Source organism: Planomonospora alba (assembly GCF_039534085.1).
GTDB lineage: Bacteria > Actinomycetota > Actinomycetes > Streptosporangiales > Streptosporangiaceae > Planomonospora_B > Planomonospora_B alba.
On the sequence record NZ_BAAAUT010000002.1, the window covers coordinates 66,463 to 81,272 of the forward strand.

Annotated in this window: 13 protein-coding genes; 5 read left to right on the top strand and 8 right to left on the bottom strand. The window is 71.9% G+C overall.

Going from position 1 to position 14,810, the window contains the following annotated elements; genetic code table 11:
* Window positions 1–16: 16 nt before the first annotated feature.
* Complete coding sequence (locus tag ABD823_RS01345; protein WP_344854956.1) at window positions 17–3,055, bottom strand: sensor histidine kinase; 3,039 nt, start codon at window positions 3,053–3,055, stop codon at window positions 17–19.
* A 491-nt stretch (window positions 3,056–3,546) separates the two neighbouring features.
* Here ABD823_RS01345 and ABD823_RS01350 point away from each other — a divergent pair, with 491 nt between their 5' ends.
* Genes ABD823_RS01350 through ABD823_RS01370 form a run of 5 tightly spaced genes read left to right on the top strand, consistent with a single transcriptional unit; the run spans window position 3,547 to window position 7,947 of the window.
* Window positions 3,547–4,536: an ABC transporter substrate-binding protein gene (locus tag ABD823_RS01350; protein WP_344854958.1), complete on the top strand. Its 990-nt coding sequence runs from the start codon at window positions 3,547–3,549 to the stop codon at window positions 4,534–4,536.
* Complete coding sequence (locus tag ABD823_RS01355; protein ID WP_344854960.1) at window positions 4,536–5,327, top strand: ABC transporter permease; 792 nt, start codon at window positions 4,536–4,538, stop codon at window positions 5,325–5,327. The genes ABD823_RS01350 and ABD823_RS01355 overlap by 1 nt, the downstream gene beginning before the upstream one ends.
* Window positions 5,324–6,115 (top strand): ABC transporter permease, encoded by a 792-nt coding sequence (locus ABD823_RS01360; protein WP_344854962.1) that lies wholly within the window; start codon window positions 5,324–5,326, stop codon window positions 6,113–6,115. The genes ABD823_RS01355 and ABD823_RS01360 overlap by 4 nt, the downstream gene beginning before the upstream one ends.
* A gap of 9 nt (window positions 6,116–6,124) precedes the next feature.
* Window positions 6,125–6,907 carry an ABC transporter ATP-binding protein gene (locus ABD823_RS01365; protein ID WP_344854964.1) on the top strand — a complete coding sequence of 261 codons (783 nt, stop codon included), beginning with the start codon at window positions 6,125–6,127 and terminating at the stop codon, window positions 6,905–6,907.
* A gap of 35 nt (window positions 6,908–6,942) precedes the next feature.
* On the top strand, window positions 6,943–7,947 hold the full coding sequence (locus ABD823_RS01370) for a methyltransferase (protein ID WP_344854966.1): 1,005 nt from the start codon (window positions 6,943–6,945) through the stop codon (window positions 7,945–7,947).
* 472 nt (window positions 7,948–8,419) lie between these two features.
* On the opposite strand, the gene ABD823_RS01375 is transcribed toward ABD823_RS01370, so the two are convergent.
* The 7 genes from ABD823_RS01375 to ABD823_RS01405 form a co-directional block, all read right to left on the bottom strand.
* On the bottom strand, window positions 8,420–9,709 hold the full coding sequence (locus tag ABD823_RS01375; protein WP_344854968.1) for a flavin-dependent oxidoreductase: 1,290 nt from the start codon (window positions 9,707–9,709) through the stop codon (window positions 8,420–8,422).
* A gap of 91 nt (window positions 9,710–9,800) precedes the next feature.
* Window positions 9,801–10,625: an ABC transporter permease gene (locus tag ABD823_RS01380; RefSeq protein ID WP_344854970.1), complete on the bottom strand. Its 825-nt coding sequence runs from the start codon at window positions 10,623–10,625 to the stop codon at window positions 9,801–9,803.
* Window positions 10,622–11,401, bottom strand: a complete 780-nt coding sequence (locus ABD823_RS01385; RefSeq protein ID WP_344854972.1) for an ABC transporter permease — start codon at window positions 11,399–11,401, stop codon at window positions 10,622–10,624. The genes ABD823_RS01380 and ABD823_RS01385 overlap by 4 nt, the downstream gene beginning before the upstream one ends.
* On the bottom strand, window positions 11,398–12,384 hold the full coding sequence (locus tag ABD823_RS01390; protein WP_344854974.1) for an ABC transporter substrate-binding protein: 987 nt from the start codon (window positions 12,382–12,384) through the stop codon (window positions 11,398–11,400). The genes ABD823_RS01385 and ABD823_RS01390 overlap by 4 nt, the downstream gene beginning before the upstream one ends.
* Window positions 12,385–13,333: 949 nt before the next feature.
* Window positions 13,334–13,711: a hypothetical protein gene (locus tag ABD823_RS01395; protein ID WP_344854976.1), complete on the bottom strand. Its 378-nt coding sequence runs from the start codon at window positions 13,709–13,711 to the stop codon at window positions 13,334–13,336.
* Window positions 13,712–13,861: 150 nt separating this feature from the next.
* A complete protein-coding gene (locus ABD823_RS01400) occupies window positions 13,862–14,401 on the bottom strand; it encodes a GTP-binding protein (RefSeq protein WP_344854978.1) in 540 nt (179 codons plus the stop codon).
* Between the two features lie 7 nt (window positions 14,402–14,408).
* Window positions 14,409–14,777, bottom strand: coding sequence for a DUF742 domain-containing protein (locus ABD823_RS01405; protein ID WP_068895052.1), 369 nt, complete (start codon window positions 14,775–14,777; stop codon window positions 14,409–14,411).
* Window positions 14,778–14,810 lie beyond the last annotated feature (33 nt).

Sequence of the window (14,810 nt, forward strand, 5' to 3'; positions counted from 1 at the left end):
ATCGTGATGAGCTCGCTCACCGCTCCTCCTTGCTTCCTTCGGCGTCGCCGCCGAAGCGGGGATACGTGTCCGCCTCGGTCGCCTCTCCCCTGGTCACCGCCCGGCCCTGCCGCACTCCCTGCTGGAAGCTGGCCAGCCGGTTGCGCACCGCCTCCGGGGAGACGGACGGGCGCGGGGCGGGGGCCTGCGGGGCGGCCGGCGCCGCGGACGCGGACGGGGCCGAGCCGGGCACCAGGTTGGCCTTGGGGACCCGCTTGGGCAGGCCCGCGCCGGTGAGCCCGCCGAGCGTCGGCTCGCTCGCCGCCCGGGCCGCCTGCCAGCCGGCGTCCGCCGGTGAGGACCAGGTGTCCTCGGGCGGCCGGATCGAGGCGGTCTCCTGCAGGTCCTCGCCGGGCTCCGAGGCGGGCGGCGGGGAGGCCGGCTTGACCGGCTCGGCCTTCCTGAACCAGTCGGACTCCACCGCCGCGAAGATCGGCAGGAACTCCTCCCGCGCCTCCTCCATCGGGGAGGGCTCGCGCACCACCGGTAGCGGGCCCGTGCTGTCGGCCTCGGCGCCGGGTCCGCCGCGGGGGCGCGCCCCCGCGGCCGGCTCCCGCTGCGGCTGCGGCCACCCGCCGGCGTCCCCGTGCGCGGGGACGCCCGACCAGGGGCCGGGCTCGTCGGCGGAGACGCTCGGCCAGGACGGGCCCGGGTCGGGCGCCGGCACCTGCCCGGGCCAGGGGGTGTCGACCGGCGCCCGGCCGAAGTGCCCGCTGGCGAAGGAGGAGTGCGAGGCGTCGAAGGAGTTGAACCGCGACGCTCCCGCGTCGAAGGAGTTGAACGCCTGCTGGGCGGCCTCGAAGGAGGCGAAGGCGGGCCGGGAGGCGTCCAGCGCGACCGGGCTGGTCAGCACCGGCGGCGCGTCCATCGAGGGCAGGGACGGCACGGAGGGCGCCTGCCCGCCCCAGTCCCCGCTGTACGAGGCGGACATGCCCGGCATCGCGGGGGTGCCGACGGTGGTGAGCAGGCTCTCGGGCAGGAGCACCATCGCGGTCAGGCCGCCGCTGTCCTGCTGCCGGAGCTGCACCCGGATGCCGTGGCGCAGCGCCAGGCGGCCGACCACGAACAGGCCCATCCGGCGGGAGACGGACACGTCCACCACCGGCGGGTTGGCCAGCCGGTGGTTCGCCTGCGCGAGCTCCTCACCGGTCATGCCGATGCCCATGTCGGTGACCGAGACCATCACTCCGCCGCCGTCGATGCGGTTGCTCGAGACGATGACCTTCGTCTCCCGCGGGGAGAAGGAGATCGCGTTCTCGACGAGCTCGGCGATGAGGTGGACGACGTCGTTGACCGAGGTGCCGGCCACGGAGACGCCGCCGGAGATCCGCAGCTCCACCCGCTCGTAGTTCTCGACCTCCGACAGCGAGGCGCGCACCACGTCGATCAGCGGGACCGGCTGGCTCCACCGGCGCGCGGGCTCCTGGCCGGCGAGGACCAGGAGGTTCTCGGAGTTGCGGCGCATGCGGGTGGCCAGGTGGTCCAGCCGGAACAGGCTGCCGAGGCGGGCCTCGTCCTGCTCGCCCTGCTCCAGGCTCTCGATGAGCGCCAGCTGGCGCTCCACCAGGGTCTGGCTGCGGCGGGAGAGGTTGACGAACATCGCGTTGACGTTGCTGCGCAGCGTCGCCTCCTCGCCCGCCAGCCGTACGGCCTCGCGGTGGACCTCGTCGAAGGCCCGGGCCACCTCGCCGATCTCGTCGGAGGAGACGACGCCGATCGGCCGGACCTCCACGGAGGTGACCTCGCCCCGCTCGCGCATGCTCTGCACGGTCTCCGGCAGGCGCTCGCCGGCGATGGACAGCGCCTCGGTGCGCAGCCTGCGCAGCGGCTTGACCAGCGAGCGGGCCATGACCGCGGTGACGGCGAGCACCGCCAGCAGGAGCAGGACGGTGAGCCCGGCCGCGATCAGCGCGCCGCGCTGCTCCGTCTCCTGCAGGGACCGGCTCCGCGCGATGACCGCGTCGGCGATCTCCTTCTCGACCTCGCGCATGCGCTCGACGACGTCGGTGGCGGCGTCGAACCAGGTGGTCTGGTCGCCGCCCCTGGCCCGGGAGACGTCCACGCGCAGGAGCGGGGCTCCCTGGTTGGCCAGGACCAGGGCGCGCAGCCGCATGGACTCCGCGCGGTCCTTCTTCTGGCTGCTGACGGTGTCGTCGAACAGCTGGCGCTGGGCGACGGTCGCCTCGCTCAGGAAGGCGGCGAGCTCGCTGTCGCGCTGGGCGCGGGCGGCGAGGAAGGCGTCGAGGCCCTCGGCGGTGAACGTGCGCTCGGCGAGGGCGACGGCGAGGATCGCCCGCTCCCTGGACGCCTTCTCCTTGGCCCTGGCCAGCGCGGCGAACGCGTTCGCGCCGCCGGTCAGGGTCTGGTCCGCGACACCCTGGACGATCTCGTCGTGCAGGGCCAGCAGGTTGTCCATCGTCTGGGAGTACATGTCGACGGTGGGCAGGGCGGGCAGCTGCGTCTCGGCGGCGGTGGCCCGCATGCTCTTGAGCTCGTCGACGCGGTTGCGGATCTGGGTGAGCTCGGTCCTGCCCCGGTCGCCGAAGTCCTCGGCCTGGTCGCCGCCGAGGATGAGGTCGATGCGGTCGCCGACCGCGCCGGCCAGCCGGTCGACGGCCTCGTGCTGCTCCTCCAGCCTGGCCAGGCCGGCGGAGGGGCGGCCCTGCGCCACGAAGCGCGCGGACAGGTCGCGCTCCTCCTCCAGCTCGTGCGCCAGCGCGCTGAGGTCGGCGGCGAGTTCGGCGGCGGTGCGCACCCGCTCGTACTCGGCGGCCGTGCCGAGCGAGGAGACCGTCCGCAGACCGCCCAGGACGAGGGCGGCCATGGTCGGGATGGCGATGAGCGCGATCAGCCGCGACCGCACGCGCCAGTTGCGCAGGGCCAGCCTGCCGGCTCTTCTCGCGCCGGCGTCGGGGCCCGCGGCCCGTTCGCCCTGCGGCGGTGCCCCCTGAGCGTCGGAGAGCGAGGCTGCGGCAGGCCTCGATTCGCGTTCGCTGGGGATTGACGCTGTCCTCACTGGCCTCCGCTGCCTCTCCTCGGATCGTCTGCTTAGAGGGGGGATCGCGTCACGGGCGATTGGTGGGCATGTGACGCCGACGCATCCATGGGGTAGCAGTTATTGGAGCACAGCCGGATGAGTTCGGCCAACGGTGCATAAGTTACGAGTTACCAGTAACAGGCACAGTGTCCCCACAATCGGACAGTAACTCTCCGTCTAGATCTCTCCGCTCCGTCACAGAAAGTCCGACAAAAAGGTGAAAGTCTCCTTTCTGTGGTCGCTCCCCGTAACCCACGACAAACCTCGGCGACCGTCACACGGAGCGTCAAAAAGCACATTTATGTCCTGTTTGCCCTTATGGACCGATATTTGTTATTTGGTCATTCCTCTCCGCTACTCTGATCCGCGATCGACATCCCCCTTGATCACCTGCCTCACGGGACCCTCTCCAACGTCGCCCGATCCAGGCGAGTCCCGCCAGGCGGATCAACGCAGTTAAGGAGACCTCAATGAGGTTCGGACTCGCGAGCAGGGCCCTCGTCGCGGGGTTCGCCGCCATGCTCGCCCTCACCGCCTGCGGCGGCTCGGACTCGGAGACCACCGCCGCCGCGACCGGCGGCGCAGGCGGGCTGGAGAAGACGCAGCTCACCATCGGCGCGCTGCCCATCCCGGACTCCGCCGCCCTCTACATCGCCAACAAGCGGGGCTTCTTCGCCGAGGAGGGCCTCACCGTGAAGATCGAGACCATCCAGGGCGGCGCCCAGGCGCAGCAGAGCCTGATCGGCGGCACGCTGGACGCGACGCAGACCAACTACGTCTCGGCCTTCCTCGCCACCGCGGCCGGCAACAAGATGAAGATCATCTCCGACCTGTACCAGTCGACGCCGGACTCCTTCAACCTCATGGTCCCGAAGGACTCGCCGATCAAGACCCCGGCCGACCTCAAGGGCAAGAAGATCGCGGTCAACAGCCTCAAGAACATCGGCACCCTGGCGGTCACCTCGGTCCTGAAGACCCACGGCCTCACCGCCGACGACGTGCAGTTCATGGAGTTCCCCTTCCCCGACATGGGGGGCAAGCTGGAGCAGGGCGTCGTCGACGCGGCCTGGATGACCGAGCCGCACCTGACCGCCGCGGCGACGAAGCTCGGCGCCCGGAAGCTGGCCGACACGATGACCGGCCCCACCGCGGACTTCGCCATCGCGGGCGTCATCGTGACCGAGGAGTTCGCCAACGAGAACCCCAAGACCGTCGCCGCCTTCCAGCGCGCGGTCGGCAAGGCCCAGCAGATCGCCGCCTCCGACCGCAAGGCCGTGGAGGAGATCCTGCCGACCTACACCAAGATCGACGCCGCCACCGCCGCCGTCATCACGCTCGGCGCCTTCCCCACCAGCCTCGACGAGACCCGCCTGCAGCGGGTGGCCGACCTGATGGTGGAGCAGGGCTACCTGAAGAGCCCGATCGAGGCCAAGTCCCTCCTCCCGGCCACCGCCGGCTGATGAGGGGACGCTCCCTGCTCGACAGCAGACTGCTCTGCGGCGCCGCCGGCGTCGCAGGGCTGTTCTGCGTCGCGGAACTCGCCGGGCGGACCGGGCTCATCGACCCCGTCGTCTTCCCCCTGGCCTCCACGATCGCCGGCCGCGCGGCGGCGCTCGCGGCGGACGGGGAGTTCCTCGCCGACGTCGCCTCGACGCTGGGCGCCTGGGCCGCCGGCCTGCTGCTCACCGTGCTGGTCGCCGTGCCCGCGGGCTTCGCGCTCGGCACCCTGCCCCGCGTGGAGGCGGCGCTCCGCCCCATCCTGGAGTTCCTCCGCCCCATCCCCTCCGTCGCGCTGATCCCGCTGGCCCTGCTGCTGTTCTCCGACAGGTTCGAGATGAAGATCGCGGTGATCGTCTACGCCGCCTCGTGGCCGGTCCTGATCAACACGATGTACGGCCTCAAGGACGTGGACCCGGTGGCCAAGGAGACGCTGCGCAGCTTCGGCTTCGGGCCGCTGGCCGTGCTGTGGCGGGTCTCGCTGCCCAGCACCGCGCCGTTCATCGCCACCGGCGTACGGCTGGCCGCCGCGGTCGCGCTCATCCTGGCGGTCAGCGCCGAGCTGCTCGCGGGCGGCGCCAGCGGCATCGGCACGTTCATCATCGAGGCCGGCAGCAGCCCGGACGCCCTGGAGTACATCGTCGCCGCCACCATCTGGGCGGGGGCGATCGGCGTGCTGTCCAACCTGCTGTTCACGCTGGTGGAGCGGCGGCTGTTCCACTGGCACCTCGCCCGGACGGAGGGCGCCCGGTGAAACGGTTCCTGCGCGCGCTCGGCCGCCTCTGGACGATCCCCGTGGCGCTGGTGGCGTGGGAGGCCGTCACCCGCGCCGCGGACGACAACTTCTTCCCCCCGCCCACCGAGATCGCGGCCCGCATGCACGAGATGTGGTTCTCCGGCCCGGCCGAGCGGCTCTGGCTCACCGACGCGGCCCTGGACAACATCCCGACCAGCATCGGCCGGATCTTCGCCGGGTGGCTGCTCGCCGCCGCGGTCGGCATCTCCCTCGGTCTCGTGCTGGGCCGCTCCGCGCTGCTCTCCCGCTTCGTGGAGCCGATCATCGAGTTCGGCAGGGCCATCCCGCCCCCCGCCCTGCTGCCCTTCTTCCTCGCCCTGTTCGCCGCCGGCACGCAGATGCAGGTCGCCACGATCGCCTTCGGCATCGTCTGGCCGATCCTGCTCAACTCCGGCGACGGAGCCCGCCACGTCGACCGGCTGCACCTGGAGACCGCCCAGGTCTTCGGGATGTCCCGGGGGCAGCGGCTGGTGCGGATCATCCTGCCCGCCGCACTGCCCAAGATCTTCGCGGGCCTGCGGCTCAGCCTCTCCCTGGCGCTGATCCTGATGGTCATCTCCGAACTGGTGGGCAGCACCAACGGGATCGGCTTCCAGCTCCTCGACGCCCAGAGGTCTTTCGACCTGCCCGGCGTGTGGGGGACCATCGTGGTCCTGGGTGTCCTGGGATACGCGTTCAACTCGGCCTTCCTGCTGGTCGAGCGGCGCCTGCTGTCCTGGCACCGGGCCGCCAAGCAGACAATCTGAGGACCCGCCGTGCTTGAGATCTCGAACCTGACCCACACCTACGGCACCGGGCCGGGTGCCCACCACGCTCTCGGCGGCATCGACCTGAAGGTCGCCGAGGGCGAGCTGGTGTGCATCGTCGGCCCCTCGGGGTGCGGCAAGTCCACCCTGCTGCGCTCCATCGCCGGGCTGCTCCGGCCGACCGGCGGGAGGGTGGTGCTGAACGGCTCCCCCGTCGAGCGCACCCCGGACGACCTGGCCGTGGTCTTCCAGGACTACAGCCGCTCCCTGTTCCCCTGGATGTCCGTGGCCGACAACGTCTCCCTGCCGCTGCGCCGCAAGGACATGGACAAGAAGCAGCGCAGGCAGGCGGCCATGGAGGCGCTGGAGCAGGTCGGCCTCGACGGGGCCGCCGCCAAGTATCCGTGGCAGCTCTCCGGAGGCATGCAGCAGCGCGTCTCCATCGCCCGCGCCCTGGCCTACCGGCCCGCCCTGCTGCTGATGGACGAGCCCTTCGGCTCGGTCGACGCGCAGACCCGCGAGGACCTGGAGGACCTGACCCTGCGCGTGCGCAGCCACCACAACATGACCATCCTGCTCATCACCCACGACATCGACGAGAGCGTCTACGTGGGCGACCGGGTCGTGGTCCTGTCCAAGGCCCCCGCCACGATCGTCGGGGACCTGCGGGTCGACCTGCCCGGTCCCCGCGACCAGATCACCACCCGCGAGCACCCCGACTTCGTGCACCTGCGCGCCGAGGTCGGCCGCCTGGTGCGCGGCATGCGGAACCAGGCGGCCCCGGCCTCCTGAGGCGGCGGGCCGTCCGAACACAGAGAGGACTGTCAATGAACGACCCCCAGGCCCCGATCTGGGACGCGATCGGCGGGGTCTCCCGGTTCGCCGCGCTGGCCGTGATGGCCGAGCTCGGCTGCGCCGACCACCTCGCGGAGGGGCCGCTGAGCACCGGTGAGCTGGCCGCCCGCTGCGGCGCGGACCCGTCCGCGCTCGGCCGAGTGCTGCGCCAGCTCGCCTCCATGGGCGTCGTCGCGGTGGAGGGACCCGGCGTGTACGGGCTGACCGAGGCGGGCGCCGCGCTCCGCAGCGACGTGCCCGACTCGATGCGGCCCGCCGTACGGATGATCGCCGAGGAGGGCTTCTGGTACGGCATGGGCATGCTCCCGCGGACCGTGCGCGAGGGGCGGTCGGCGTTCGCCGGGCGCTACGGCCCGCTCTACGGCTACCTGCGGGACAACCCGGCCGCCGGGCGGCTGTTCGACGACTACATGGTGGCCCGGTCCCGGCCGTTCGCCGACGCCGTGGCCTCCCGGTACGACTTCTCCGGCGTGCGCACCCTGGTCGACGTGGCCGGGGGCAAGGGGCACCTGCTCGCCGCCGTGCTGAAGGCGCATTCAAACGTGCGCGGCGTGCTGTTCGACCAGGAGGCCGTGGTCCCGGGCGCGCGGGAGCTCTTCGCCGCGGCGGGTCTTGAAGACCGCTGCGAATGCGTCGCCGGCGACTTCTTCGCCTCGGTGCCCTCCGGGGCGGACGCCTACCTGCTGAGCAGTGTGATCCACAACTGGTCCGACGAGGACGCGGTGCGGATCCTGGGCAACGTCAGGGAGGCGATGGCCGCCGACGGGCGGGTGCTGCTGGTGGAGCTGGTCATCCCGGACGACGACAGGCCGCACATCAGCAAGGACGTGGACATGCGGATGCTCGCCCTGTTCGGCGAGGGCCTGGAGCGCAGCACGTCCGAGTACACCGAGCTGCTGGGCAAGGCGGGGCTCCGCTTCGAGCGGCAGGTCGAGCTGCCCGGGGGCGCGAGCGTCATCGAGGCCCTGCCGGTCTGAGCGGCACCGGGCGGCACGGGACGGCACCGGGCCCCACCGCCCGGACCGGGCACCGGGACGGCCGGTGGCGGGGATCCCCGCCACCGGCCGTCCGTCTTTTCTCCGGCCTTTTCCTGAAAAAGAGCACTTCCGAAAAACCGGGCGCCGGAGGCGTCCGGCGGCGGGTCCACGAGACGGGTCCGCGGGGCCGCCCGCCGCGGTGCGGGGCGTCCCGGAGAACCGCGCCGGAATACGGCCGGGCGCACGCGGCCCGTGAACGGTCCCGGGAATTCCCGGCGCCCGCGGTACGGCCCGCAACATAACCGGGTGAAAAAGCCGTCCCAATCGCGGGAAGCGGCGGGCGGGCCGCATATCGGACGACGCATCCCGGCTCCGTTCCGCGATTCCGGCCGCGCCCCGGCCGGCACCCCGGGATTCCCTTATCCGGTCCGATGGAAAAGGACACCGGATCCGGACCGGAAAACGGTGCCCGTCATTCCTCCCCTGGACCGGGCGTCCCCGGCCGGCGCGCCCGGACGCTCCACGAGGGCCGCTCGTTGAGCAGCCGGACGTCCGTGTCGGTGATGCGCCGCTGCGCGGCCGCCATCTCCGCCAGCTCCTGCGGGGTGAGCACGTCGGCGATGTCGTCGAACCCGCCGGGCGCCCGCTCGGTGACCATCGCGATGGTCTTCTCCATCGGCAGCTCCCGGTGGGCGAGCACGAGCTCGCCGGTGACCGGCCGCCGCTCCGCCTCGTAGGCGGCCAGTCCCGCCGCGGGATCGGACGCCGTGGCCAGCTCCCTGGCCAGCACCCGGGCGTCCAGCACGGCCTGCGACCCGCCGTTGGCGCCCACCGGGTACATCGGGTGCGCCGCGTCCCCCACCAGGGTGACCCGTCCCCTCCCCCACCACGGGAGGGGGTCGCGGTCCACCATGGGGTATTCCAGGATGCGCTCCGTGGCGGTGATGAGGGCGGGCACGTCCAGGTAGGGGAAGCGCCAGCCGTCGAAGTGCGGGAGCACGTCCCGGTGCCGGCCCTCGCGGGACCAGTCGGCGCCCGTGACGGGGCCGGGCGCGCCGACCATCACCTCGGCCACCCAGTTGATCAGGACCCGGCCCCCGTCCCGCGGCGCGATGGGGTAGACCACGAACTTGGCCGAGAGGTTGGAGCCGGCCACGATCTGCGTGGCCCCGTCGAGGAAGGGCTCGCCCTCGGCCGTCCCCCGCCACATGCGGATGCCGTTCCACAGCAGCGGCCCGGCGGTGGGGTGCAGACGGGCGCGCACGGCGGAGTGGATGCCGTCCGCGCCCACGAGCACGTCGACCCGCTCCCGCCTCACCGCACCGGTCCGCACGTCGCGCAGCACCGCGGTGACCCCGCTCGCGTCCTGCGTGAAGTCCTCCAGCGCCAGTCCGGTCCTGACCGCGCCACCGCCCAGGCGCTCGCGCGCCGCGGCCAGCAGCATCATCTGCAGCCCGCCCCGGTGCACGGCGTACTGGGGCCAGGCGTACCCGGCGAGGCTCCCCCGGGGCAGCGGCAGGATCACCCCGCCGAACCTGTCAGCGAAGGTCAGGTAGTTCATCTCGACGCCGAGGGCGGCGAGCTCCTCCCCCAGCCCGAGCTCGGTCAGCTCGCGCACCGCGTGCGGCTGCAGGTTGATGCCGACGCCGAGCGGGCGCGGCTCCGCGACCGACTCGGCGACCGTGCAGTCGATGCCCGCGGCGTGCAGGCTCAGCGCGGTGGACAGTCCTGCGATGCCGCCGCCGGCGATCAGTACGCGCATGGCTTCCCCGATGTCCGCCGAGGGATCATGTCTCCTCCTCCGGCGGCGCCCGCGGCGCCGCCGTACCCGCCTGTCCGCTTCCCCATGTCCCTCATGCCGCCTCCCGGACGTTCAGGTGCCACCGGAGCAGCCGCCGTTCGACCGTCACGAAGACGGCGTTGAGCAGGTATCCCAGCACGCCGAGCAGCATGATCCCCGCCCACATCTCGGGCAGCTCGAAGCTGCGCTGGGCCCCGATGAGCAGGGACCCGATGCCCGCGGTGCTCCCGACGAGCTCGGACAGGACCATGAGGATCAGCGCGATGCCGAGGCTGATCCGCAGGCCCGCCACGATCTTCGGCATGGCGGCGGGGATGACCACGCGCAGCAGCAGCCCGCTCCCCCGCACGCCGAACACCTGGGCGCTGTCCAGCTGGAGCCGGTCCACCGTGCGCACGCCGTCGATGGTGTTGAGCAGCACGGGCCAGACGACCCCGGAGACGATGGTCGCCACCTGCATGGGCGTGCCGAGGCTGAACACCGCGATGTAGAAGGACAGCAGGGTCGGCGGGGGGACGGCCCGCCCGAAGTGGATCACCGGCTCCACGTAGTCGGCCAGCGTGCGCGACCTGCCCAGCGCGACGCCGAGCACGACCCCCGCCAGGCAGGCGAGCACCCAGCCGCCGAACAGGTTGTAGAGGCTGTGCCCGAAGTCCTCCCGGGCGTCCTCGGTGAGGAACAGCGAGCCCGCCGGGCCGGAGAACCAGAGCTCGTGCATCGCGACGACGATCTGCGAGGGCGGCGGGAAGTAGCTCTCCTGGACGGCCCGGGTGACCGCCTCCCACGCCGCGACCAGCACGGCCGCGAGCCACAGCCGGGAGAACACCCCGGCGAGCATCCGGCGGGCGCCGCGGGCCGCCGTGCCGGGGCCCCTCATCCCGCCGCCTGACCGGTGCGCGCGAAGTGCCAGTGGAAGGCCCCCCGCTCGGCCCTGACCAGCAGGGCGTTGACGGCCAGCCCGAACGCGCCCGCCCAGACCGCGCCGGCCAGCGTCACGTCGGTGCCGCCTCCGGCGCTGCCCGCCTCGATGAGGAAGACGCCCAGGCCGCTCGTCCCGCCGCTGAGCAGCTCGGCGCCCACGACCACGACCAGCGCCACGCCCGCGGCGACGCGCAGCCCGGTCGCGACGAACGGCGCGGCGCTGGGCAGCGAGACCCGCCACAGTACGGCCAGCGACCCGAAGCCGAAGCTGCGCAGCGTCTCCTTGGCCAGCGGGTCCACGTCGCGCAGCGCGTACAGGGTGTTGAGCAGGATCGGCCAGGTCGCCGCGTAGAAGATCAGGGAGATCTTCATCTCGGTCTCCGAGCCGAACAGCAGGATGGCCAGCGGGATGAGGGCCACCGAGGGGATCGGGCGCAGGAACTCCACCACGATCCGGCTCGGCGTGCTGAGCCAGGGCACCGAGCCGAGCACCACGCCCGCGGCGACCGCCGCCGCCAGCGCCAGCACCAGCCCGGCCAGCCAGGCCAGGACCGTGTCCGCCAGGCCGGCGAGGAACACGGGGTCCCCCGCCAGCGCGACGGAGCGGAGCAGGACGGCGGAGGCCGACGGGACGACCTGCGGGTCGACGGCCCCCAGCCGGGCGGCCGCCTCGGCCAGCGCCGCGACCGCGCAGACGCCGATCACTCCCCGCAGCAGGCGGATCCGGGTCATTTCGCGCTGAAGATGAGGTTCTGCACGTCGAGGTCGGTGTCGAGCAGGCCGTACTCGCGCATGCTGTCGGCGACGCGCTGGAGCCGGGTGGCGTCCAGCGTGGTGGGGAAGACGCCGATGGCGAGGCTGCCGGCCGCGGACGCCGGGATCTTGGTGTAGTTGGGGATGGCCGCGACCACGTTGGCCCGGTCGGCGGCCAGCGCCTGGGCCCTGCTCATCGCCCGCTGGAAGGCCGCCACGGTCTTCGGGTTGGCCTCGACGAACTCCGAGGTCGCCGCGTACCCGGCGATCGGGAAGTCGGCGGTCGGCCCCTGGGAGGTGTCCCAGATGACCCGCGCGCCGATGTTCTGCCCGATGAAGGTGCCGAACGGCTCCACGACCTGGGCGGCGTCGACCGTGCCGGCCTTCAGCGCGCCCTCCATCTCCGGGAAGGGGAACTCCACGAAGTTCTTGTCCTCGTCGAACTCGGTGTTGTGCGCCTTGCCCGCGATGCGGACCAGCATCGTGCTGACGTTGCGCTTGGTGTTGACCGCGATCGTCTTGTCCTTGAGATCCGCGATGGTCTGGACCGGGCTGTCCTTCGGAACCATGATCACGTGTGTCTTGGGCGCGCTCTGGAAGCCGTCCGAGACGATCTTCAGGTCGATGGCGCCCTTCGCCGAGGCGCTGAAGAAGGAGACGTAGTTGCCGAAGCTGATGTCCAGGGCCCCGCTCTTGAGCTTCGGGATCGCCTCGGCGCCGCCCGCCAGGGTGCTCACCTTGACGTCGAGCCCCTCGGCCTTGAACAGGCCCTTCTCCATCGCGATCTGCAGCGGGGCCGTGTCGACGACCGGCATCGTGCCGACGTTGACGGTCGTCTTCTCCAGGCCGGCCCCGCCGCCGGAGGCGTCCGGGGCCGCGGCCGTCTCGTCGGCGCCCCCGCAACCGGCGACCGCCACCAGCGCCGCCACCAGGACGCCGACGAATGATGAGCGGAGTTTCATGGATCCTCCCGGACCGCGCAAGGGGAGAAGACCGGACAACGTCAAGCAACGATCTTCGCGAAAAGGACGGCAGGACCGTAGCACATGAACCGGCGAATGCGGCTACCTCTCACACCTGTTCCCGATTCGCCGCCCGCTCCGTTTACCCGGCCTGTTGAACGGGCATTCGGAAAGCGGTCAGCACGCCGGGTCGGATTCGCCCCTCCCGGAATGCCGCCGTGTCATCGCCGCCAAAATGAAGCAGCGCCGGAAACGACCGGGCATCCGCCGCAGGACGGTCCCCCGTCCTTGGCCCGCCCCGTACCACCTCGGCATAACTCCAGTTCAGAGGGCTCCTCCTGACCTGCGGGACCTCGCGGCCGCATCCCGCGCGCCATCGCGGAGGCCGACCTGCCGCATTCACTGAAGGACCGTTCAACAGGCCGGCGGGCCGCCGTCCGATCGCCTGCGGGGATTTCCTCCGATTCAGCTCCTCACCAGGGAAAGGCCGGTCGGCCTCCACTCCTGGGGCGGCGCCCGGGAGGGCTTCCGTCTTTTCCACCCGAATTCTGGAAACGGGCTCTGTCCGGTGGTCCCCGGCCGGGCGGATTCCGCCAGGACCGCGACCGGCTTGAACCCTTCGCCGGCGAAAGAGGGATCCCGTCCGCTCTCCCCGGTCCGTGTCTCCGGCAGGACCAGCCAGGAGGAAACGCCGGGCCGGGGCACCACGCTGCTCCGCCGCACCTCGCCGGAGCCGATCCGCCGCGGCTCGGGGTGGATCGCCGCCGGGTCCCAGCGGCCTTCCAGGCGCGGTCGAACCCGATGATCCTCAGGTGCCCGTCGTAGGAGTAGGGGACCGGCCCGTCGGGGGTGACGGAGAACGCGGCGTGGCAGGCGGCGGGTCCGCCCGGAGTCCCGATCCCTCTGAGGGCGGACGCGGATCTCCCCGACGGTGATCCTCCGGGCGGCCCTACCGGGCGGACCCGCCGGCGGGCGGATAGGGGGTGCCGTGGCCCTGCGGCAGCGTGTGGCCCGGCTCGTACTGCGGCAGCGTGTGCCCGGGCTCGTAGGCCTGCGGCGGCGGGAAGGCGTGGCCCTGCGGCAGGTGGGGCTGCGGGAGATGGGGCTGGGGCTGGACGAGGGGGTAGGGAGGCTGCGGCGGGTGGGCGGTCCGGCGCTCGGCGGCACCGCACGCGGCCCCGCCGACCATCAGCCCGATGCCGCCCAGGGTGAAGATGTGCGCCCGCTGCATGTCCACCGGGTCCTCGTCGTCGGCCATGGAGCCCCCCACGCCGAGAGCGAGCAGGATGCAGCCGAAGGTGAGGAAGAGGATGCGGCCGATGCCCATGGGCGGAGAGTGTAGAGGAACCGCCCCGGATCCATCGAAAAAGGCCGAAAACGACATCCTGGAGGGCGGTGCGGGGTCCCCGCCGGGACCCCGCACCGCCCTCCGGGCGCGGGAGAGCGGCGCCCTCCGCGCACGGGAGGGCGCCGTCCGTCAGACGCGGAGGGTGAGGACGTGCTCGACCAGGGTGATCAGGGTCGACTTCACCGCCTCGCGGGAGCGGGCGTCGGTCCGCACGATGGGGATCTCGGGGGAGATCGTCAGCGCCTCCCGGACCTCCTCCTCCCCGTGGGGGTGGGCTCCGCCGAAGCCGTTCAGCGCGACGACGAAGGGCAGACCGGCCTCCTCGAAGTAGTCGATCGCCGGGAAGCTGTCGGCCAGCCGCCGGGTGTCGACCAGCACGACCGCACCGATCGCGCCCTTGACGAGGTCGTCCCACATGAACCAGAACCGGTGCTGCCCGGGGGTGCCGAACAGGTACAGGATCAGGTCGCGGTCCAGGGAGACCCGGCCGAAGTCCATCGCCACCGTGGTGGTCTGCTTCGTCGGGATGTGCGAGAGGTCGTCGACCCCCGCGCTGGCCTCCGTCATGACCGCCTCCGTGGTCAGCGGCATGATCTCGGAGACCGCGCCGACGAAGGTCGTCTTGCCGACACCGAAGCCGCCGGCGACGACGATCTTCGTCGACGTCATCCCGGCGTCAGAGCCTGCGAAGCCCACTGAGCACCCTTTCAAGCAAGTTGAGATCCGGCTTTCCGGCATTCAGCGACGGCTGGTGGATCTGCACCAGGCCCTCGGCCGACATGTCCGCGATCAGCACCCGAGTCACGCCCAGCGGCATGCGCAGCAGAGCCGAGATCTCGGCAACCGAGCGCACCTGGCGGCACATCGAGATGATCGCCTGACACTCTGTGGAGAGCATGGAGGGATCCACACTCGGAGCGGTCGCCGAGGAGACCAGCGCCTCGAGCGCCAGCTGCGTCCGAGGAGCGGTCCTTCCCCCGGTCACAGCGTACGGACGGATCAGACGATCTCGCCCGCTCTTGGCCTGAGGCGGCGGCTCGTTCATCGGATGCTATCCCTCCTTATCAGTTGTTGTCCT